The organism is Gallibacterium genomosp. 1 (assembly GCF_001678575.1).
Lineage (GTDB): Bacteria > Pseudomonadota > Gammaproteobacteria > Enterobacterales > Pasteurellaceae > Gallibacterium.
In genome coordinates, this window is sequence record NZ_JTJP01000057.1 from 1 (window position 1) to 21,890 (window position 21,890).

Here is a 21,890-nt window from a genome sequence, read left to right on the forward strand (position 1 = left end):
CTAAAGACCCTAACAGTTTTTCTCCGACATCACTATTTAAGACTTTTTCTACATGTTCCTCATTTCTAAATAAAAACGGCAGATCTAATAAATTAAGCTGCTCATTAAAAGTTGTATAATAAGGATTCCCTACCACTACAATATCAATAGTCCCCATTCTAGTTCCATCAATTTGGGTACCTGAAGAGCCTAATTCACTATTGGGATGTAACTTAATAGTAATTCGTCCTTGAGATAATTCTTTAACTCTTTTAGCCATAAATTCTGTTGCTTTACTTACAGTATCTGTTGGCGAACCATAATGACTTAATGCTAATTCATATGTTTCCGCAGCTAAAATGCTTGAAGAGAATATGGCTGATAATACTGTTACCGATATAAAATTAAGCTTTTTCATAAGTACCCTCAATTGTATATTATTAATTATTGAATAAATTTTTATTGAAAAATCAGCATTTATGATATTTCTGATCAATCTCATTAATCTTGGCTACTTTAGGTGTAGAACCACCACCAGAGAAGTCACAATTTAACCACGTTTTTAATAGATATTTAGCAAGCTCAACACCAATTACTCGTTCTCCAAAACAAATAATTTGCGCATTGTTACTCTTCCTTGCCCTTTCTGCTGAAAAAACATCATGACATACAGCAGCTCTTACTCCTGGAATTTTATTTGCTGTAATCGACATACCAATACCAGTACCACAAGTTAAAATAGCACGTTCATATTTTCCTTCAGAAACTGCTAACGCTACTGCCTCAGCAACATCAGGATATAAAACAATATCGCCTGCTTTAGCACCAAAATCATCGTATTCGATCCCTAAAGAATCTAAGTATTTCATCAGTTCAACTTTCAAGTTATATGCAGCTTCATCACAGCCAATCGCTATTTTCATATTAAACTCTCCTAAAGAATTACATTTTCGTTAAATTAAGAATGGTATTTACATTACTTGCCGTTGTTGCAATGATATTGATAATGCCTGTTCTTAATGCACCTAATATAGCCATTGCTTTACTACTTTCAGATGCAATACCAATCACACAAGGAATTGCTCTTAAATCATCAAGGCTTAGCCCAATAACCCGATCATTCATTACTGTATCAACTGGTTCACCTTGCAAATTAAAAAAGCCATATCCGGCAATATCACCTATCACACCTAAATTCCTTTTTGCTTCTGTAACTTCTTGAGGTGTAAACCAACCTAATTGCACCATATAGCTATTTTCATTCATATCACCAATACCAACTAATGCAATATCAGCCTTTCTTGCTCGATCCAAAGTTTCTTTGATAACTCCATTTTTCATAAAAACATCTCTAAACTCCTTATTTTCAAGGTAAGCTGGTGCATATAAAGTTTCATTAATACCATTAAAATTTCTAGCCAAATTTCTACAAGTATGATCAGCATCTACAGGTTCGCCATTTCTTTGCACACCACCAATACCACAAATAAACTTGCAAGATTTTGCAGGGAAAATACCAATATGTTCCCCTACAGACGCCACATTACGCCCTTGTCCTACTGCTATCGTCATTCCATCTTTTAATGTATGAGACAAATATGAACTTACTAACGCAGCAACTTGCCTTCTCTGTTCGGTTTCATTTTGCTCATCTATAGCAATTAGCGCTCTTTGAATACCAAATTCGTCAATTAATCTTTTTTCTAATTGAGAAGTATAAATCGGGTGATATTTCACATTAATTTCAACTACACCTTCTTCTCTAGCCTTTTTAAGTAACCGACCTATTTTTATTCGTGAAAGATTAAATTTATTTGCAATTTCTTCTTGTGTTAATTCATGTTCATAATAAGCAATTGCAATTTCGGTCAATAAATCAATTTCTTTCAAATCTGCCATATAGATTTCCTAAATAAAATTCTCAATATATTTTCTAGACTTAATTAAAGTTTCTTCAATTACATTAATATCAATTTTATGTTCAAATTTTTTTGGCGTAGAATCTAATTCCCGATATATCCTTAATGGAATTTCCAAACTACAAGGAATATTACTACGCTTTAATTGACTAACAATATTACAATAATCAATCATTCCATCTCCTATAGCTGTAAACCTGAACTTATCATCCTCAATAATTACATCTTTAATATGAAAATATTTACAATATTTAATAGAGTTCATTGATTGTTCTATTAAATTTAACTTTATATCATAAGTTAACATATTTCCCGGATCAAAATTTATTGCATAAAAATCATTATCTAATTGATTTAATATTTCAAGCCCATCTTCTAATTTTACAAAAGCATTGAAGTTATAATCTCCTGCATTCTCTAAACATAAAATACAATGATTTTTTTCTAATAGACTCTTTAGTGACTTTAAATTTATTATTAATTTATCTTTATTTTCTAGTTTAGTAGTACAGACATTAATATATTTAGCTCCTATTAAATTAGCAAATGTGAGGCGAGCAGAAAAAATATCATATAATCCTTCTGTTGATAGATCCATTGTACACCCTAAAGCCAAAGTATCTAATTTATACTTATTTTTAAGATAATTAATATATCTAGCATTTTCTTCACTAAAAAGATCTTGATTTAAATTACTAACATATCCTTGGTTATAAGCTAATTCAAAATAATTAAATCCGCATTTTTTAATAGAAGAAAAAATAGTTTCTAGATCATATCCATCATAAATAGAAGTATTAACAGCTAATTTTAAGTTATTTTTCATTCCTATCTCCTCACATAATAGAAACTTTATAAGCTATTCATTTTTTCCTAATAATTTAATTTTATTCCAATAAATTTTTATAATTGGCATAGTAAAAACAAGAACTGTAGCTAAAATAAAAAATACAGATATTGGACGTTCTAATATAAGCCACCAATTGCCTTTAACCATTGTAATAGTCTGTCCTAATCTTAATTCCAATACGCCACCTAAAATTAAACCTATAGTCAAAGGAATAACTGAAAAACCAAATAGTCTCATTAAATATCCAAGTACACCAAAAATTAATGCTACATAAACATCAACTACAGATAAATTAACTGCATATGCACCGACAATACAAAAAACAAACACCATTGGCCATAAAATAGATGTAGGAATAAAGGTAATACGTGCGAATAACTTAGCTCCAGCTAACCCAATAATAAAAAATATAATATTTGCTAAAAGCATAGACCAAAAAATTGTATAAACAGCCTCGCCATTTTCAATAAACAAATTAGGACCAGGGTTTATCCCATGAATCATTAAACCAGCTACAATTACAGCTGCTGTAGGGCTACCTGGTATTCCTAATGCCAAACTTGGTACCATAGAACCTCCTGTTGCTGCATTATTTGCAGCTTCAGACCCTGCAATACCTTCAATAGATCCATTACCAAACTCTTCAGGTCTTTTTGACCAACGTTTAGCTTCGTTATAACCTACTATTGATGCCACAGTAGCCCCTTCAGCAGGTAAAATACCAATAAATGTACCTATTCCAGTAGAGCGCAGAATAGTTTTCCAAATTCGCTTATAATCTGAATAAGATGGTAATTTGATCTTATCCATTTTCACTAAATTACCTGTTATAGATGATCTAGAAATTTGAATGAATAGTTCACTAATTCCAAAAATGCCGATCATCATTGGAACTAAATTAATTCCTTCATATAATGCAGAAACTCCGAATGTAAAACGATCTATAGTTGTTAAAGGATCCACTCCTATAGTAGCAATTAATATCCCTAACAAACCTGATAATAAATTTTTTAAAACTGAGCTATTCCCAACAGTAGCTAACATAGAAATAGCAAAAATTGTTAAAGTTAAATATTCTGGTGGAGAAAATTTATAAGCAATATCTGCAAGAAGAGGAGCTGCAATCATTAAACAAATGACACTAATTATTCCACCTATTCCAGAAGAAACTGTTGCAATACCTAATGCTCTACCAGCTTCTCCTCGCTGAGCTAAAGGATAACCATCTAAGCAAGTTGTTGCACTTGCAGATGTTCCTGGAGTATTAATTAAAATAGCAGTAATTGCTCCAGCAAAGGTTGCAGCACAATAAATAGTAAGCATAATTGTCGATGCAGATATAGGATCCATTGTAATAGTAAACGGAAGAATCAATGCTACCCCCGTCGTAGCATTCAATCCAGGTAATGATCCAATCAATATTCCACCTATAGAAGCAACCATAATCCAGATTAATAACTCAATATTCGCTAAATTACCTAACGCATTCCACACAATATCCATGGTTCATCCTCTTATATAATTTATTACTATACCATCAGGAAATTTCACACCTAAAATCTGCTCAAATAATACATAAATAAAAACAGGTAAGATAATAGTCAACAAAATAATAGGAAATATTTTTATTTTATCTGCCCACAAAAGATGAATAGCTAAAGAAAATAACATTATAGCTAAGAAGAAATCCACATTTAAAACTAAAATAAATATTGGAATAAGAAGAAGAACCTTTATAGTTATATAATTAAAATTAGTATCAAATATATCCTTTTCTTTACTTCCTCTTAACCATAAGATAAAGCTTAATAAAATAATAAAAGACGCACATATAATAGGAAAAGTTGATGGTTGTAGTCCTCTCTGTAAAATAGGAGGTAACTCTCTAAATTGAGAAGCAAGATAAATAACTACACTTGAAAATACAAAAATAGTAAAGAATATGAATAAATCTTTCTTACTTCTCATAATACTCTCCTTATTGCTAATAAATTATTTCAATATTATTGAATAAAGCCTAATTGTTTTAGTGATTCACGCATTTCTTTATCACTTTCTTCTAATTGTTTGGACCACACTTCTTTACCTGCAATAGAAGTCTCATCTAAGCCAAGATTATCTAAGAACTTCTGGAATTCCGGTTTTGACATAGCTTCTATAAAAGTTTTTTCAAGTTTTTCAACAATATCTTTAGGTGTTCCTGCCTTCACAACAAATCCTCTAACAGTAGATAAACTTACAGGAATTCCTAATTCTTTTGCTGTATATACAGTGGGTAAAGATTTCATTCTACTGTCTGAGAGAACCACTATCGGACAAACTTGTCCTGCACTAATTTGTACTTTAGCTTCACCTAGATTCAAAACACCAACATCAACACCTCCAGCAACAATTTGAGTAGCAACTTCATTTGCACTGTCAAATGGAATAACTTCTGCAGTCTTCACATTAGCTTTTGTCGTAAATGCAAATGCGGATACATCATCAATTCCACCTAAATGAGTAGTACCATAAGTAAGAGCTTTCGTTTTTTGTGACTCTATAAATTGATTTACATCTTTAAAACGATTACATTTCACCATTAAAATTTGAGGATCATCTGTTGCCCTTGCAATTGGAATCCAATCACTTAACGTTGTTTTTGAACTACCTTTAGCTATTTCACCAGCCTGTCCACTTGTATATGTCAAAATAGTATGTCCATCTGCTGGCCGTGATGTCACATAATCTAATGACAGTAAGCCACCACCACCTTTTTTGTTGACAATTGTGATTGATTTTCCTAATAGTGGCTCAGATAAACTTGCTACCATTCTTGCAGTTAAATCTGTTCCACCACCTGCACCAGAATGAGTGACCATTTCTAAGTTTTTATTAGGAAATGCAATTGCAGCTGTTGATATCACGGCCAGTGAAGTTAACAATAAAACTTTTTTCATATTTGTCCCCTTTAAAAAACTTTTAATAAAATAAATCAGATTTTTTCAAAAAATTTAAAGTAACAGCTTATTTATTCACAAACTCAGACATATATTTAATAATCAAAGACATAGATACTGCACCTGGATCTACATGCCCTAATGAGCGTTCCCCTAAACTTTTTGCACGACCAAAAACAGCAACTTGATTACGCGTTTCTTCAGCCCCCTCTGCCGCAGCTTTAGCTACGCTCGATAATGCACTACCTAAATCATCATTCATCACTTTTTCTGACTGTTTTTCGGCTGCAACCAATGAATCAATCATCGTTTTATCGCCTGGTTTAGCCCCACCTCTAGCAAAAACTGCTGCTGATCCTGCAACTAAAAATTGTGAAAGAACTACGCTATTAAATTCTTGTTGACCCGCTATAGCTTTTCCCCCTGCTCTGAATAATGTGCCAAATATTGCACCGGAAGCTCCCCCCATACTTGACATCATCTTAGTACCAGCCTTTAAAAATAATTCGCCAACATCTTTAGGTGAAAAATCATTACTTGAAAGTAAATCTCGAACAGCTGCAAAACCTCGTTGCATACCTAATCCATGATCTCCATCACCAATTTTTAAATCTAATTCTGTCAACATCGGTTCACTACTGACCATTTTTTCAGCTGTATATAAAAGCATTTCTCTTGTTTCTGTTAAATTCATATCATTTTCTCCAAGCAAAACTGTTACAAGGCATGTCATATAATTTTTGTAATTCATCGTCTAAACGGAAAATTGTTATTGAATAACCCGCCATTTCTTGTGAAGTACAATAAGAGCCGATTAAAACATCATAAATTTGTATATTTCGCTTCGTTAATTCTTGATGAACTTTTCGATAAGCAATTAATAATTCGGTATAAGTTGAGCCACCTAAGTTATTAATGGTCACACAGACTTTGTCTTCACTTTGTAATTCAATGTCATTACATAAACGCTCAACCATCTCACCATTAATTTGATCAGCAGTTGTCATTTTTTGTCTTCTAACACCTGGCTCACCATGAATTCCCATACCAAGTTCTAATTCATCATCTTCCAACTCAAAATTAAATTTTCCTGTTTGGGGAATAGAACAAGCCCCTAAAGCTACGCCTATAGTTCTTGTGTTAAAATTTGCTTTTTTAGTTACTTCATAGACCTGTTCTAAATCATAACCAGACTCAACAGCAGCCCCAGCAATCTTCAGAACATACATATCACCAGCAACACCACGTCTATCACTCATTTTAGAAATGGGTGCTGCAGAAATATCATCTGTTACACGTACAGTTTTAACTTGAATTCCTTCCTCTTCTAAAAGTTCAGCTGCAATATCAAAGTTCATATTATCGCCAGCATAATTACCATAAACGAATAACACGCCTTGACCTTGTTCAACTACTTTTGTTGTTTCTATAATGATGTCAGGGGATGGTGATGCAAAAATCTCACCTAGTGCCGCTGCATCAGCCAATCCTTGCCCTACATAACCTGCAAACATAGGCTCGTGTCCACTTCCACCTCCTGTGACAACTACAACCTGATCATTCCGAATTTGATCACGATATACACCGCTATAACCATCTACTTTTAATAATTTGCCTCGACAAGCACAAAGTAATCCCTCTAATTGTTCTGCTGGAACAGCATTAGGATTATTCAGTAATTTTTTAGGTTTTCTTGCCATAATACTTTTCTCCAAATTGTCTTATTCTGATTCAAGGACACCTTTGCCCATACGAACGGCAATATTAAAGGCAGCTTCAAAAGCTGTTGGCACAGCAATATTCTTGCCATACAAGTCATACGCTGTACCATGATTAGCGGTTGTAATTGGAATAGGAATTCCACCTTGTACTGTGACTCCTCGTTCAAAACCAAGAAGCTTAAGCGCAGTAGAAAATTGGTCGTGATACATTGACACTACCCCATCAATATTAAGGCGTTTCACTTCATGCATCGTCGTATCACTAGGAAATGGGCCATATAAATTAATTTGGTATTCTTTACGAGCGTGTTCCATCGCCGGCTTAATAATAGTAATTTCTTCATCTCCGAAAACACCTCCTTCACCACCATGAGGGTTTAAGGCTTGTACAGCAATTCTAGGTTGTGTAACACCGGCACGTACTAAAGAACTATGTAATAAACGAATACAATCAATAACTGCTGGAATAGATAAATTAGGTACAATATCTTTGAATGGAATATGGGAAGTCACTCTACTTGCCCAGATATTATCAACAACATTTAACTCACACACAAAACCATCAAAATTAGTTTGTTCTGCAAACCAATGTAATTCATCACGATACTTTAAACCACCTAAATGCATAGCTTGTTTATTTAATGGTGCAAAACAAATAGATTGCACATATCCAGCCTGAGCATATTCCACAGCTTTTTTCAAAGTTTCTAAAATATATACACCACTTTGTTGAGTGGCTTTACCATATTCAAAAGGTTTTAAATTTGAATTTTTGTATGAAATTAATGCAGGAATCCCTTTTTCATACGAAAATGAAGGCAGTTGATTCTCTGTAATTTCATCATAAGGGAATTGCAGTTGTGCGATATCCATACCTTTATGTAATTCATCTTTATCTGCAATGATTAAAATATTAGCTTTATCTCTTTGCTCCTTCTGAGATAACAATTTAGCGACCAATTCCGGACCTATGCCAGCAGGATCACCTAAAACTAATGCTATTGTTGGTTTCCGCATAATTTCCCCTATCAAACTAATGTTATAAAATACTTTATATTATGAACATATGTTCATAACAATAACTTTTGATAGGTGTATTAAATCATTTTTTTATATTGAAATGTGTGATAAAGCTCACAATAATGGATAATTGTATAAAAATATGTCATATTTGAGATAAAGATCACATTTTTAGGAAAAAAAGAAGGAATTAATAACAAATCTATTTCATTATAGAATAACTATATGAACACTTATAGAACATAAGTTTTTAATTGGGTTTATATGTTGTAATAACTTTTAAAAATGATTGAGCATAACGTTCTAATTTCTTAAACCCTACTCCATTGATTTGTAACATTTCAGAAAGTGTGGTTGGCATTTCTCGTGCCATTTCTTCCAATGTAGCATCATTGAATACAGCATAAGGCGGAATATTATCCCGATCAGAAAGTTGTTTTCTGAGTTTACGTAATTGATTGAAGAGTTCCCGATCACCCTGCTTCGCTTGATAGCGATGGGCGTGGTTAATCATTGAAAGATTTTGTCTTGGTGTCGCTAACGATAATGTCATTTCTCCACGCAAAACCGGTCTGGCCGCTTCGGTAAGTTGTAATGCTGAATAATTGGCAATATTTTGACTTAAAAAGCCTAAATGAATTAATTGACGGATCACACTATGCCAATATTCTTGAGATTTATCCTTGCCAATACCAAAAACGGACAATTTATCGTGTTGTAACTCTTGAATTTTCTGATTTTGCAAGCCACGCAATACAGCAATCACATAATAGCTACCAAACTTTTGACCAGTACGATAAACCGTAGAAAGGATTTTTTGCGCATCAATTAGACCATCATATTTTTTTGGTGGGTTAAGGCAAATATCACAGTTATTACAAGGTTGATGGCGGTGTTCAGCAAAATAATTGAGTAATACCAAACGACGACAAGTTTGTGCCTCAGCAAATTCTCCCATCGCTTGTAATTTATGCTGCTCAATCATTTTTTGTGATGAATCATTTTTTTCCTGCAATAATTTATTCAACCACAAATAATCCTGATGATCATAAAACAGCACCGCTTCCGCCGGTAGATCATCGCGCCCTGCCCGCCCTGTTTCCTGATAATAAGCTTCAATACTTCTCGGGAGATCATAATGCAATACAAAACGAATATTCGGTTTATTAATACCCATTCCAAATGCAATCGTTGCAACAATAATCTGAATATTGTCACGTTGAAAATCGTGCTGAACCTGCTCCCTGATTTCATTACTGAAACCAGCGTGATAAGCCTTTGCCGAGATACCTTTACGTTGTAGCATCTCTGCTAATCGTTCAACTTTATTACGACTGTTGGCGTAAATAATACCACTTTTACCTTGCTGTGATTTGATAAATTTAAGCAACTGTTCTTGTGGTTTAAACTTTTCCACCACAGTGTAACGAATATTTGGGCGGTCAAAACTACCAATATAAACAAAGGGTTGCTGTAAGTTAAGTAATTCGAGAATGTCTTCTCGAGTAACTCGATCCGCCGTTGCGGTTAACGCCATAATCGGAATATTGGGAAAAACACGTGTCAAGCTACGCAACTGTGAATACTCAGGGCGAAAATCGTGTCCCCATTGAGAAATACAATGGGCTTCATCAATTGCAATAAAACTCACCTGACACTGCTGAATAAAATAGAAAAACGCCGTAGTCATCACTTTTTCCGGCGAAATATAGAGTAATTTTAATTTTCCGGATAACGCCTGTTGTTCAATTTCTCGTTGCTGTTGCAAGGTTTGGCTTGAATTTAGATAAGCTGCTGCCACACCGTTTGCCGTAAGCTGATCAACCTGATCTTGCATCAAAGCAATCAAAGGAGAAATCACTAATGTCAATCCAGAAAAACAGAGTGCTGGAATTTGGTAGCAAAGCGATTTTCCTCCACCTGTTGCCATCAAAATAAAGCTACTTTGACCTCGCAATGTTGCTTCAATAATTTGCTGCTGACCTTGACGAAATTGTTGATAGCCAAAAACGTCTTGAAGAATGGACTTTGCACGGATAAGACCGGTCGATTGCATATCAACCTGATCTTCAACATTAGAACACATTGTTTAAACTAATACCTAAACCGATGCGATCTGTGGATCGATTATAATCCAATAGTGATTCACCATAACCGTGATAATACTGCGCATAGACACGAACATATTTTGTGATTGGGTAACTCCAAGAAATTTCCATTCCGCCTTTGTTAGTGCGTGGGTTATAACGTGCAGTTGTTTTAAGAATATGATCATCAATGCGATAACCAACACTAACATCACCGTAACCATAATAATCAACAATATCCGGATTATCATCATCTTCCGATTTTTCCGGAATTCTCCAATAAGGTTTTAATTCCACCAACCAATTATCTTTGCTGAATGCCGCCCTCAAATAAATACGATTCCAGCTACGTGATTTTAATTGTTCATCGCTACGTCCATTGGAAACGTGAACAACTCCGCTTTCAATATCAACCAATTTCCAACCAAACGGCAAATCATAGTCGGTTGCCCAAGCAACAAACAACTGTGGTTGATAATTGCTTTCACGGAATGGCGAGGATTCACCTCGATTACTAAACTGAAACCAAGAACGTTGCGTATAGGATCCTGCAAGTACAGAGTTTTTTCCTAAAATATCTTTCCACAAAGGTAACGCCACACTAATTTGAAATTTAATCTCATCGTGTCGCATATTCTCAGGATAGTTGTAATTTTTATTGGAGAAAGTTTCCATTAAATAATTCTGTTCGTATGGTCGCAATCCAACAAAATTATCCGGTGCTTGTGTCAATAATAATGCCGTTCTACTTTGATAAGGCAATAAACTCGCACTTGCCGATGATAACGCCAATAATGCAGAAAATGCGACCAAGCTATATCTGAAACGCATCTTTGCTCCTATTTTTTATTGGTTAGAAAATTCAACCTGTTCGCCGTATGCTGAACAGGCTTCGCTTAAATAATGCCAAAAATTCTTGCCTTCCGCATTTAACCATTGTCCATTCTGATAGTGGAAATGGTAACCCCCCAATTTGCTTGCCAGCCATAATTCCTGTAGCGGCTCCTGTTTATTCACCACAATTTGACTACCATCATTGAAAGTAATGGTAAAAACAGAACCTTGTGTATCACAATCCACATCGCAATCCTGCTGTTCCAATTCTTCTTCTATCTGTTGCCAAGTTTGCTCAACAATTTGATGATATTCTGCATTATTCATAATCAATTTCTCCCAAAATAAGCGGTCATTATAGAGATTTTCAACGGTTAGAGATAGCATAACGCACAAATTAATGATAAAAAGAGCATCTATTGATTAAGGATCACATTATGAAAAAATTATTACTTACTCTTATTCTCGGCAGCTTTTTCTTAACCGCCTGTGGTGTAAAAGGTCCATTGTATATGCCACCTGACGATAATGCACAACAACAGCAACAAACACAGTAATTTTGAGGTTAAAACAGATTTATGGATTATTTCAATTATAAAAATGATCAATTAATGGCAGAAGAAATCTCTGTCCAACAGCTTGCACAACAATTCGGTACGCCTTTGTATATTTATTCACGCGCCACATTGGAGCGCCACTGGCACGCTTTTGATTCTGCGTTAAAAGGGCATCCGCACCTTATCTGTTTTGCCGTAAAGTCTAACCCAAATATCGCTTTATTAAATTTACTCGCCAAATTAGGCTCCGGCTTTGATATTGTTTCACAAGGCGAACTTGAACGCGTTTTAGCCGCCGGTGGCGAAGCCAATAAAGTGGTGTTCTCTGGTGTGGCTAAATCCCATACTGAAATTGAACGAGCATTAGAGGTCGGCATTCGTTGTTTCAATGTAGAATCGGAAGCTGAGTTGCTTCGCATTAATCAAGTCGCAGCAAAATTAGATAAAAAAGCGCCGATCTCCTTGCGTGTTAATCCAGATGTGGATGCAAAAACTCATCCTTATATCTCAACCGGCTTAAAGAAAAATAAATTTGGTGTCAGTGTGGAACGAGCAAGAGAAGTGTACCGCTTAGCAAAAACATTGCCACATATTCAAATTGTCGGTATGGATTGCCACATTGGTTCACAACTCACTGAATTACAACCATTTTTAGATTCAGCGGATCGTTTATTAATTTTGTTGGAACAATTACGTCAAGACGGCATTGAATTACAACATCTCGATCTCGGTGGTGGTTTAGGCGTGCGTTACAGTGATGAAACACCACCTCATCCAACCGAATATGCTAGTGCATTATTGACAAAATTTAAACAATATCCGGAATTAGAAATCATCCTTGAGCCGGGACGTGCAATCAGTGCTAATGCTGGCATTTTAGTAACAAAAGTAGAATATCTAAAATCAAATGAAGATTTTAATTTCGCAATTGTTGATGCCGGAATGAACGATATGATCCGTCCGGCATTGTATCAGGCTTATATGGAAATTATTGAAGCAGCTCGCTCCTTAGATCGTGAAGCTAAAGTGTATGATGTTGTCGGCCCAATCTGCGAAACATCGGATTTTCTCGGTAAAAGCAGACGATTGTCTATTGCTGCCGGTGATTTTATTGTTCAACGTTCAGCAGGTGCTTATGGTGCAAGTATGGCATCAAACTATAATTCTCACCCGCGCGCAGCGGAAGTTTTGGTGGATGGCGACAAAGCTCATCTCATCAAACGCCGCGAACGTTTTGAAGAGTTATGGGCGTGTGAACAACTTATTGACGAATAAAATACTACTTTTACAGGGCGATATTCCTAAAAATTCGCCCTGCCTTTCACCTAATTACAAATTTTTCAAAAAATTTCTTTTTCTAATTTTTCGCTAATTTTTCATTTTTATACTTACAACCACTGAAAACGCAGAATGTCTGCTTACCCATTTGTGTTTGAAGTAACCATCATAAAAGGAGTACAAATAAAATGTCTAAAATAATAAAAAAAATCGCAATGTTATCAACCGTCGCATTGTTAGCAATTGGCACAGCGCAGGTGAGTTTAGCTGATAATGATGACTTTCCTCGTTTAGAAAGCGCATTAAATGCTAGCAAAATTACACTTGTACAAGCGATTGACATTGCTACACAAAAACAGGCGGGAACCGTCGTTGAAGCCGATTTTCATCCGCATAGAAAGGGAAATCCTTTTTATGAAGTTGAAATTTTAACTAATGACAAACAATTAAAAGAACTTCGTATTGACGCTGTTACTTCTGAGATCATCAGAAACGAAGTGAAAGATACCGGCTGTCGTGATGGTGATAGACACCATAAACGTGGTCACTAGCGATTACTTATTCCAACGATCTTAAATCAACTAAACTAAATTACCCCCAACTTTACAGTAGTCGGAAACGGCTACTGTTTTTTTTAATTAAATTCCTGTTTTCTTACTGATTTGTTTCCGTTATTATCGATGTGCTTTTCACAAAAATAATATTCAATAATTTAATAAGGAAGGAATTTTTATGTCTTTACGCAACACTATTGCGATGAGTTCTATGAGTGCATTTCAATGGAGCATCGTGATTATTGCAGCCATTATGAATCTGCTTGACGGTTTTGATGTTCTCGCTCTCGCATTTACCGCCACAGCAATTCGTCAGGAATTTGCATTAAGCGGTGTTGAGCTTGGTACTCTATTAAGTGCCGGATTATTAGGAATGACTGCCGGTTCACTTTTTCTCGCACCAATAGCAGACAAAATTGGACGTAGACCATTATTAATCATTGCGGTCTTATTATCTGCTATCGGAATGTTCGGTTCTGCCTTTACACCGAATCAACAATGGTTAGCGGTATGGCGCGTGATTACCGGTTTGGGCGTAGGCGGAATTTTAGTCGGCACCAACGTTCTAACCAGTGAATACTCCTCTCAACGTTGGCGTAGTTTAGCTATCAGTATCTATGCTGCCGGATTTGGTGTCGGTGCGGTTTTAGGAGGAATGTTTTCCGTAATGTTACAGGCCGAATATGGTTGGCGTTCTGTCTTTTTATCTGGTGCAGTGCTAACCGCAATCTGTTTAGTCATCGTTATTTTTTGGTTGCCAGAATCAATTGATTTTCTATTAGTGAAACAACCTAAAAATGCTGTTCAAAAACTCAATCGAATTACCGTGAAAATGGGTCTAGGCGATCAATGGCAACTGCCTGAAAAAACAGTAGAAAACCACACTTCCGCTTTGCCGTTTTCACGTCTGCTGAAGCAAGATTATCTCCGCTCTACACTCCTTTTATGGACAGCATTCTTTACCATTATGTTCAGTTTCTATTTTATTAGTTCGTGGACACCAGCTTTATTAAAAGAAGCTGGAATGACAATGGAACAAAGCGTTAGCATTGGAATGATGATTTCTCTCGGCGGTACGGTTGGCGCACTGTTTTTTGGTCTATTGGCAAGTTATTGGTCACCTAAAAAAGTATCAGTTATTTTTACAATACTTTCAGCTCTAGTGGTTGTCTGTTTTATTCTATCCGCTTCAATCCTTTGGCTGGCAATGATTCTCGGTATTTTAGTCGGTGCCTTGATCAACGGTTGTATCAGTGGGCTTTACACTTTAAACCCTAGTGTTTATGCTGCGGAAATTCGTAGCACCGGCGTAGGCACAGCGATCGGTGTCGGACGTATCGGAGCTATTTTAGCGCCAACCATCGCCGGCATTCTGTTAGATCAGGGTTGGGATAAGCAGAGCCTTTATATCGGCGTTGCCGTTGTGTTATTACTCTCCACGTTGGCGTTAAGCTATCTAAAAACTTACCAAAAAGATTAATTTTTTATGATGGCGTGTTGGCACGCCATCCATAAAAAGCGCAAATATTAGGTTTGATAACTAGCCATTATCAAAATCTTGGTTATACTGATTCCCTTTCTATTTCTGTTGTCACGATATAAGACTGTATGCAACAAACTAAGCAAAAAATGATGTTACAAGGCTTCAAAGATGCCTTCCCCGTGATGCTCGGTTTTATCCCTTTCGGTTTTGTTTTAGGCGCTCAAGCCGCCGCGCAACATATGAAAGTGTGGCAAGTGCCGTTTATGACCGGTGTAAATTTTGCCGGCGGTTCGGAATTTGCCGCAGTAGGATTATGGGCTTCCCCACCGCCATTATTGCTAATTGTAATGGCGACCTTATTAATCAACTGTCGTCATATTTTAATGAGTGCCGCACTCACGCCTTATTTGAAAGGCATCTCCTTGCCGAAATCACTGCTGGTGCTGTTCTTTATGTGCGATGAGTGTTGGGCATTGGCATTAAATCACATCAAGCAAAACGCATTACGCCAACTCAATTTACGTTATTACTTTTGTATGGCACTGTCGCTTTACAGTACTTGGATTATCTCAACCGCATTCGGCGCTTGGTTAGGCCCAGTATTGGGAGATATTAAACAATATGGTTTTGATATGGCTTTTGTTGCCGTATTTTTGGTATTGCTCAAAGGAATGTGGGCGGGTTTTCGTGCGGCGATTGCTTGGTTAGTCAGTCTGTTAGTTGCAGCATTTAGTTATAAATTTATCGATGGAGCTTGGTATGTTTTATTAGGTACTGTCAGTGGTTTAATTGTGGCTTGGTGGCTGGAGAAACACAAATGAGTTGGGAAGTATTAACTATTCTATCTATGGCAGCGGTAACCTATTCGACTCGGCTTCTCGGTTTCTTTTTACTACAAAAGAAACAATTAAGTCCGACAGCAAAAAACTTATTGGCTCAAGTACCAGCGTGCGTACTAATTTCTGTTATTGCGCCGGAATTTACTAGCAGTAATCCAGCGGACTGGATCGGATTAATCATCACCTTTTTAGCGGCAATCCGTTTTTCATTTTTACCAACTGTTATTATCGGCATTATAGCAACCGGGATTGCTAGACATTTTCTTGGTTAATTCGGTTCAGCTATTCCGCCAATCGGTGGCAAATGCTAGAATACCGCCAATTTTTTTGTTTTTAATGGAATTTTGTTATGCGTACTAGTCAATATTTACTTTCAACCTTAAAAGAAACTCCAACTGATGCCGAAGTAGTCAGTCATCAATTAATGTTACGCGCAGGTATGATCCGTAAACTTGCTGCCGGTTTATACACTTGGTTGCCAACCGGTGTTCGCGTATTGAAAAAAGTGGAAAATATTGTGCGTGAAGAGATGAATAAAAGCGGTGCTATTGAAGTAATAATGCCGGTAGTTCAACCAGCTGATCTCTGGCAGGAATCTCATCGTTGGGAGCAATACGGCCCTGAATTACTCCGCTTTACCGATCGTGGCGACCGCCCATTCGTACTTGGCCCGACCCACGAAGAAGTCATCACCGATTTAGCTCGCCGTGAATTATCTTCTTATAAACAGTTGCCTATCAATCTTTATCAAATTCAAACTAAATTCCGTGATGAAGTCCGCCCACGTTTCGGGGTAATGCGTTCTCGTGAATTTATTATGAAAGATGGCTACTCTTTCCACTTGGATCGAGAAAGTCTACAACAGACTTATGATGTAATGCACCAAACTTACTGCAATATTTTCAATCGTTTAGGCTTAGATTTCCGTCCTGTTCAGGCGGATAACGGTTCTATCGGCGGCAGTGGCTCTCACGAATTCCAAGTGTTAGCAGATAGCGGAGAAGATGACATTGTCTTCTCTACCGAATCTGATTATGCTGCGAATATTGAAATGGCGGAAGCAGTTGCATTAGGCGAACGTCAAGCGGCAACAGAAGAACTTCGTATCGTTGATACACCGAATGCCAAAACAATTGCAGCATTAGTAGAACAGTTCAATTTACCGATTGAAAAAACCGTAAAAACCTTAATTGTAAAAGGTGAAGAAGAGGGCAAACTGATTGCACTACTCGTTCGTGGTGATCACGAATTAAATGAAGTTAAAGCAGAAAAATTGCCTCAAGTTGCTGCACCATTAACTTTTGCTACAGAAGAAGAAATTCGTGCCGCTGTCGGCGCCGGTCCGGGTTCATTAGGGCCACTTAATCTGCCATTGGAAATTGTCATTGATCGTACCGTTGCCAATATGAGCGACTTCGGTGCCGGTGCGAATATTGATGGAAAACACTATTTTGGTATTAACTGGGATCGTGATTTGCCAACGCCACAAATTGCCGATATCCGCAATGTAGTAGAAGGCGATCCAAGCCCTTGTGGTAAAGGAACCTTGTTAATTAAACGTGGTATTGAAGTTGGCCATATTTTCCAACTTGGTAAAAAATATTCCGAAGCTATGAAAGCTACTGTACAAGGCGAAGACGGCAAACCCCAAACAATGATGATGGGCTGTTACGGTATTGGTATTACTCGTGTGGTGGCAGCCGCAATTGAGCAAAGCCACGATGAACGAGGTATTATTTGGAGCGACACGCTTGCCCCATTCCAAGTGGCAATTGTGCCAATGAATATGCATAAATCAACCGCCGTACAACAATATGCAGAAGAGCTTTATCAAACTCTGTTAAAACAAGGTATTGAAGTATTATTTGATGACCGCAAAGAGCGTCCCGGAGTGATGTTTGCTGATATGGAATTAATCGGTATTCCACATATGATTATTATCGGTGAAAAAAACCTCGAAAAAGGTGAAATTGAATATAAATCTCGTCGTAGTGGTGAAAAACAGATGGTTGATAAACAACAACTTGTTAAATTTATTACAGAAAAATTGAAATAATGTTATATCGTTTATATGATGGGCTTGGTTATACCAAGCCCTTTGTATTTAAGCGAAATACCATAAAAATGTTCCAAATTATAAAACAACACATAAAAACATTATGCTATGAATTTATAGTTACATCTTTTCCGAATTAAATACATTTTTACAGCTGCAAACAGACAGGACTTTCAACCACTAAGGAAATTCTGATAAAAGACATTTCATAATTACAGGAGTAAACAATGTCAAAAATACAACGTTATCGTCAAGCCACAAAAGAAGCAAAAATAACGCTGCTGTTAGCCATTCTTTATGTTATTGGTTGGTGTATATGTGCTTATTTGCCTGAAAACAGCAGTGGTCCTTTAGGTTTTCCGTTATGGTTTGAATTAGCTTGTATCTATTTACCGATTCTCTTTATTGTAGTTTGCCATTGGGTAATTAAAATTTTCTTTCAGGAAATTTCTCTTGAAAACAGCGATGATAAGGAGTTGCAATGAATTTAGGTGTTATTTTCCCCCTTGTCATTTATTTAGCCTTTATTTTCGGCGCAGCATTGTATGCTTATAGCAAACGGCATCAAGGTGATTTTTTAACGGAATACTATGTCGGAAATCGTTCTATGACAGGTTTCGTATTGGCAATGACCACTGCTGCAACTTATGCCAGTGCCAGTTCTTTTGTCGGCGGTCCGGGAGCAGCTTATAAATTCGGTTTAGGCTGGGTATTATTAGCAATGATCCAAGTGCCGGTTGTCTGGTTAGCTTTAGGCACACTCGGTAAAAAATTCGCTATATTATCTCGTGAAACCAATGCACTCACCATCAATGATATTCTCTTTTATCGCTATAAAAATAAATATTTAGTCTGGATCTCCTGCTTTGCACTATTGGTGGCTTTTTTTGCAGCAATGACGGTGCAATTTATCGGTGGTGCACGTTTATTGGAAACTACTATCGGCTTAACTTATACACAAGCATTATTAATTTTCGCCATTACTGTCGGTTTATATACCTTTATCGGTGGCTTCCGTGCTGTAGTGTTAACCGATACTATTCAAGGCACAGTAATGATCCTTGGTACTATTATTCTCTTATTAGGTGTCATCTATGCCGCCGGAGGTATTGAAAAAGCGATGACTACTCTCAGCGAAATTGATCCTGCACTCGTTTCTCCTTATGGCCCGAACGAAATGTTAAGTTTCTCTTTTATGGCTTCATTCTGGGTTTTAGTCTGCTTTGGCGTCATCGGATTACCACATACTGCCGTGCGTTGTATGTCTTATAAAGACAGCAAGGCATTACATCGAGGAATGATTATCGGCACAATTGTTTTGACAATTGTAATGTTCGGAATGCATCTCGCTGGGGCATTGGGAAGAGCGGTTATTCCTGATTTAACTATCCCCGATCAAGTCATTCCGGCATTAATGGTAAAAGTATTGCCACCAATTATTGCCGGCATTTTCCTCGCTGCACCAATGTCTGCCATTATGTCAACCATTGATGCTCAACTTATTCAATCTTCCTCTATTTTTGTAAAGGATCTTTATCTTTCCGCCAAACCTGAAGCGGCAAAAGATCAGAAAAAAATCAGCCGTTTCTCAACTGTATTGACGCTGACGTTAAGCGCATTATTAGTGCTTGCCGCATTAAATCCACCTGATATGATTATTTGGCTCAATTTATTTGCTTTCGGCGGTTTGGAAGCTGCCTTTTTATGGGTTATTATTCTCGGACTTTATTGGGATAAAGCCAACGCTTACGGTGGAATCGCATCGATGATCACCGGTCTTGGTGTTTATATTGGCTTTACTACCGCAGCGATTAAACCATTCGGATTACATGCAATCGTGCCTTCACTTGCACTGGGTTTAATCGCTTTTTTAATTGCAAACAAATTTGGTGAAAAACAGATAAAGGATAATTATGGCTTGGCTACAAATTAGATTAAACAGCACAAATGAACTGGCAGAACAACTTAGTGATTGTTTAGAAGAGTTAGGTGCGGTATCCGTTACCTTTATGGATAGCAAAGATACGCCGATTTTTGAACCATTACCCGGAGAAACTCGTCTTTGGGGAAATACCGATGTAATGGCATTGTTCGATGCAGAAACTGATATGCAAGAGATTGTTGCAGCCTTGCGTGAACAGGGACAAATTCAGCAACAAACGGCTTACAAAATTGAGCAAATCGAAGACAAAGATTGGGAACGTGAATGGATGGATAATTTCCATCCGCTTAAATTCGGCAAAAGATTATGGATCTGCCCAAGCTGGCGTGAAATTCCTGATCCAACCGCCGTTAATGTGATGTTAGATCCGGGTCTTGCGTTTGGCACCGGCACACATCCAACAACCGCCCTCTGTTTAGAGTGGCTTGATTCCCTTGATTTACAAGATAAAACTATTATTGATTTCGGTTGTGGTTCTGGCATTCTCGCGATTGCCGCCCTAAAATTAGGTGCAAAAAATGCGATCGGGATTGATATTGATCCACAAGCGATCCAAGCCAGTCGTGAAAATGCCAAACGTAACGGTGTCGAAGATCGTTTACAGCTCTACCTTTCTGCCGATACACCGAACGATCTTAAAGCGGATGTCGTGGTTGCCAATATTTTAGCCGGACCATTAAAAGAGCTTGCACCGATCATCTCATCTTTAGTGATCACTCAAGGAAAACTTGGGCTTTCCGGCGTATTATTCACACAAAGTGAAGCGGTCGCCGCAGCTTATGCCGATCAATTTGAACTCGATCCGGTAGCGGAGCGTGAAGAGTGGTGTCGAATCACCGGCAACAAAAAGTAACCAATTTTTATAACCTTTAGTTATAAAAAAATACAATCAGCTATTTTAACTCTTTGGATAGTCACGTTAGACTGCTCAAAGAGTTTTAAAACATTTTAAGGAAAATAGTGATGAAAACGATTAAACAATACTTAAAAACTACATTTTTAGTTACATTAAGCTTTGCTTTAGCTCAATCCGCATTTGCATTAAGCAACGAAGAAGCGGCTGCTGATTTAGCCAAACGAGTCAATGATAAAGGCACAATCGTGGTCGGTACCGAAGGCACTTATCCTCCATTTACTTACCACGATGAATCAGGAAAATTGACCGGCTATGATGTTGAATTAGCTCGCCTAGTAGCCAGCGAACTCGGAGTGAAAGTAGAATTCAAAGAAACGCAATGGGATGCAATGCTTTCCGGATTAAATAACCACCGCTTTGATCTTGTCGCCAATCAGGTTGCATTAACCACGCCTGAACGCCGTGCAAAATATGACAAATCCCTTGAATATAGCTATTCCGGTGCGGTTGCTGTAGCTCGCAAAGGCGACCAACGTATTAAAGACTGGGCGGATCTTAAAGGCTTAAAATCAGCACAATCTTTTACCAGCAACTATGGTGAATTAGCCACCAAAAACGGTGCGGAAATTATCGGGGTTGACGGTTTGGCTCAAGCATTACAATTAGTGTTACAGAATCGAGCCGATGTAACTTTAAATGACCGTTTAGCGGTGTTAGATTTCTTACACAAACATCCGAATGCAAATCTTGAAATTGTTCTACGCGATAAAAACCAACTCGGTTCAGGTTTTATCTTTAACAAAGGCAATACTGCCGTGATTGAGAAAGTAAATGCCGCCATTGAAAAATTGAAAAAAGAGGGCAAATTGAAACAGCTTTCAGAACAATTTTTCGGTGAGGATGTTTCCACTATTCAGTAAAAATCACTTCTCAAAACACGCCTAACAATAAACTGCTCCTATAGATTAAACCCCTA

24 protein-coding genes are annotated in these 21,890 nt (G+C 37.1%); 11 read left to right on the forward strand and 13 right to left on the reverse strand.

Annotated elements, in window-relative coordinates:
• From QV04_RS09775 to cyaY, 13 genes are all read right to left on the reverse strand, one after another.
• Positions 1-397: TRAP transporter substrate-binding protein (locus tag QV04_RS09775; RefSeq protein WP_197494825.1), on the reverse strand; the 397-nt coding region annotated here is incomplete at its 3' end.
• A gap of 52 nt (positions 398-449) precedes the next feature.
• Positions 450-902, reverse strand: coding sequence for a ribose 5-phosphate isomerase B (rpiB, locus tag QV04_RS09780; protein ID WP_039159322.1), 453 nt, complete (start codon positions 900-902; stop codon positions 450-452).
• 19 nt (positions 903-921) lie between these two features.
• Positions 922-1,878: a sugar-binding transcriptional regulator gene (locus QV04_RS09785; RefSeq protein ID WP_039159324.1), complete on the reverse strand. Its 957-nt coding sequence runs from the start codon at positions 1,876-1,878 to the stop codon at positions 922-924.
• A gap of 9 nt (positions 1,879-1,887) precedes the next feature.
• Entirely contained in the window at positions 1,888-2,724 is an 837-nt protein-coding gene (locus QV04_RS09790; protein ID WP_065233422.1) for a sugar phosphate isomerase/epimerase family protein, read from the reverse strand.
• Positions 2,725-2,757: 33 nt separating this feature from the next.
• Positions 2,758-4,251 (reverse strand): tripartite tricarboxylate transporter permease, encoded by a 1,494-nt coding sequence (locus tag QV04_RS09795; RefSeq protein WP_039163667.1) that lies wholly within the window; start codon positions 4,249-4,251, stop codon positions 2,758-2,760.
• A gap of 3 nt (positions 4,252-4,254) precedes the next feature.
• Entirely contained in the window at positions 4,255-4,716 is a 462-nt protein-coding gene (locus tag QV04_RS09800; protein WP_039159330.1) for a tripartite tricarboxylate transporter TctB family protein, read from the reverse strand.
• A gap of 35 nt (positions 4,717-4,751) precedes the next feature.
• Positions 4,752-5,687: a Bug family tripartite tricarboxylate transporter substrate binding protein gene (locus tag QV04_RS09805; protein WP_039171115.1), complete on the reverse strand. Its 936-nt coding sequence runs from the start codon at positions 5,685-5,687 to the stop codon at positions 4,752-4,754.
• Positions 5,688-5,754: 67 nt separating this feature from the next.
• Positions 5,755-6,381 carry a dihydroxyacetone kinase subunit DhaL gene (gene dhaL / locus QV04_RS09810; RefSeq protein WP_039159334.1) on the reverse strand — a complete coding sequence of 209 codons (627 nt, stop codon included), beginning with the start codon at positions 6,379-6,381 and terminating at the stop codon, positions 5,755-5,757.
• A gap of 1 nt (position 6,382) precedes the next feature.
• Positions 6,383-7,387 (reverse strand): dihydroxyacetone kinase subunit DhaK, encoded by a 1,005-nt coding sequence (locus QV04_RS09815; RefSeq protein ID WP_039171118.1) that lies wholly within the window; start codon positions 7,385-7,387, stop codon positions 6,383-6,385.
• A gap of 21 nt (positions 7,388-7,408) precedes the next feature.
• Positions 7,409-8,425, reverse strand: a complete 1,017-nt coding sequence (locus QV04_RS09820; RefSeq protein ID WP_039171121.1) for a 4-hydroxythreonine-4-phosphate dehydrogenase PdxA — start codon at positions 8,423-8,425, stop codon at positions 7,409-7,411.
• Between the two features lie 253 nt (positions 8,426-8,678).
• Positions 8,679-10,514 (reverse strand): DNA helicase RecQ, encoded by a 1,836-nt coding sequence (gene recQ, locus QV04_RS09825; protein ID WP_039171125.1) that lies wholly within the window; start codon positions 10,512-10,514, stop codon positions 8,679-8,681.
• Positions 10,504-11,346 (reverse strand): phospholipase A, encoded by an 843-nt coding sequence (locus QV04_RS09830; protein WP_039171128.1) that lies wholly within the window; start codon positions 11,344-11,346, stop codon positions 10,504-10,506. The genes recQ and QV04_RS09830 overlap by 11 nt, the downstream gene beginning before the upstream one ends.
• A gap of 15 nt (positions 11,347-11,361) precedes the next feature.
• Positions 11,362-11,676, reverse strand: coding sequence for an iron donor protein CyaY (gene cyaY, locus QV04_RS09835; RefSeq protein WP_039171130.1), 315 nt, complete (start codon positions 11,674-11,676; stop codon positions 11,362-11,364).
• 110 nt (positions 11,677-11,786) lie between these two features.
• Between cyaY and lptM the strand changes: the two genes are divergently transcribed.
• From lptM to QV04_RS09885, 11 genes are all read left to right on the forward strand, one after another.
• Entirely contained in the window at positions 11,787-11,906 is a 120-nt protein-coding gene (gene lptM / locus QV04_RS11390) for an LPS translocon maturation chaperone LptM (RefSeq protein WP_039142951.1), read from the forward strand.
• 21 nt (positions 11,907-11,927) lie between these two features.
• Complete coding sequence (gene lysA / locus QV04_RS09840) at positions 11,928-13,181, forward strand: diaminopimelate decarboxylase (RefSeq protein ID WP_039171133.1); 1,254 nt, start codon at positions 11,928-11,930, stop codon at positions 13,179-13,181.
• 191 nt (positions 13,182-13,372) lie between these two features.
• On the forward strand, positions 13,373-13,735 hold the full coding sequence (locus tag QV04_RS09845; protein WP_039171135.1) for a PepSY domain-containing protein: 363 nt from the start codon (positions 13,373-13,375) through the stop codon (positions 13,733-13,735).
• A gap of 181 nt (positions 13,736-13,916) precedes the next feature.
• Positions 13,917-15,218, forward strand: coding sequence for an MFS transporter (locus QV04_RS09850; RefSeq protein ID WP_039171138.1), 1,302 nt, complete (start codon positions 13,917-13,919; stop codon positions 15,216-15,218).
• A gap of 128 nt (positions 15,219-15,346) precedes the next feature.
• Positions 15,347-16,042: an AzlC family ABC transporter permease gene (locus tag QV04_RS09855; RefSeq protein WP_231924872.1), complete on the forward strand. Its 696-nt coding sequence runs from the start codon at positions 15,347-15,349 to the stop codon at positions 16,040-16,042.
• A complete protein-coding gene (locus tag QV04_RS09860; RefSeq protein ID WP_013746324.1) occupies positions 16,039-16,332 on the forward strand; it encodes an AzlD family protein in 294 nt (97 codons plus the stop codon). The genes QV04_RS09855 and QV04_RS09860 overlap by 4 nt, the downstream gene beginning before the upstream one ends.
• A gap of 77 nt (positions 16,333-16,409) precedes the next feature.
• Positions 16,410-18,116: a proline--tRNA ligase gene (gene proS, locus QV04_RS09865; protein WP_039171143.1), complete on the forward strand. Its 1,707-nt coding sequence runs from the start codon at positions 16,410-16,412 to the stop codon at positions 18,114-18,116.
• Positions 18,117-18,343: 227 nt separating this feature from the next.
• Positions 18,344-18,601: a YhdT family protein gene (locus tag QV04_RS09870; RefSeq protein WP_021460903.1), complete on the forward strand. Its 258-nt coding sequence runs from the start codon at positions 18,344-18,346 to the stop codon at positions 18,599-18,601.
• Entirely contained in the window at positions 18,598-20,049 is a 1,452-nt protein-coding gene (gene panF, locus QV04_RS09875; RefSeq protein WP_039171146.1) for a sodium/pantothenate symporter, read from the forward strand. The genes QV04_RS09870 and panF overlap by 4 nt, the downstream gene beginning before the upstream one ends.
• A complete protein-coding gene (prmA, locus tag QV04_RS09880) occupies positions 20,030-20,911 on the forward strand; it encodes a 50S ribosomal protein L11 methyltransferase (protein ID WP_065233424.1) in 882 nt (293 codons plus the stop codon). The genes panF and prmA overlap by 20 nt, the downstream gene beginning before the upstream one ends.
• Positions 20,912-21,021: 110 nt before the next feature.
• Entirely contained in the window at positions 21,022-21,834 is an 813-nt protein-coding gene (locus tag QV04_RS09885) for a transporter substrate-binding domain-containing protein (RefSeq protein WP_065233425.1), read from the forward strand.
• Positions 21,835-21,890: the final 56 nt, after the last annotated feature.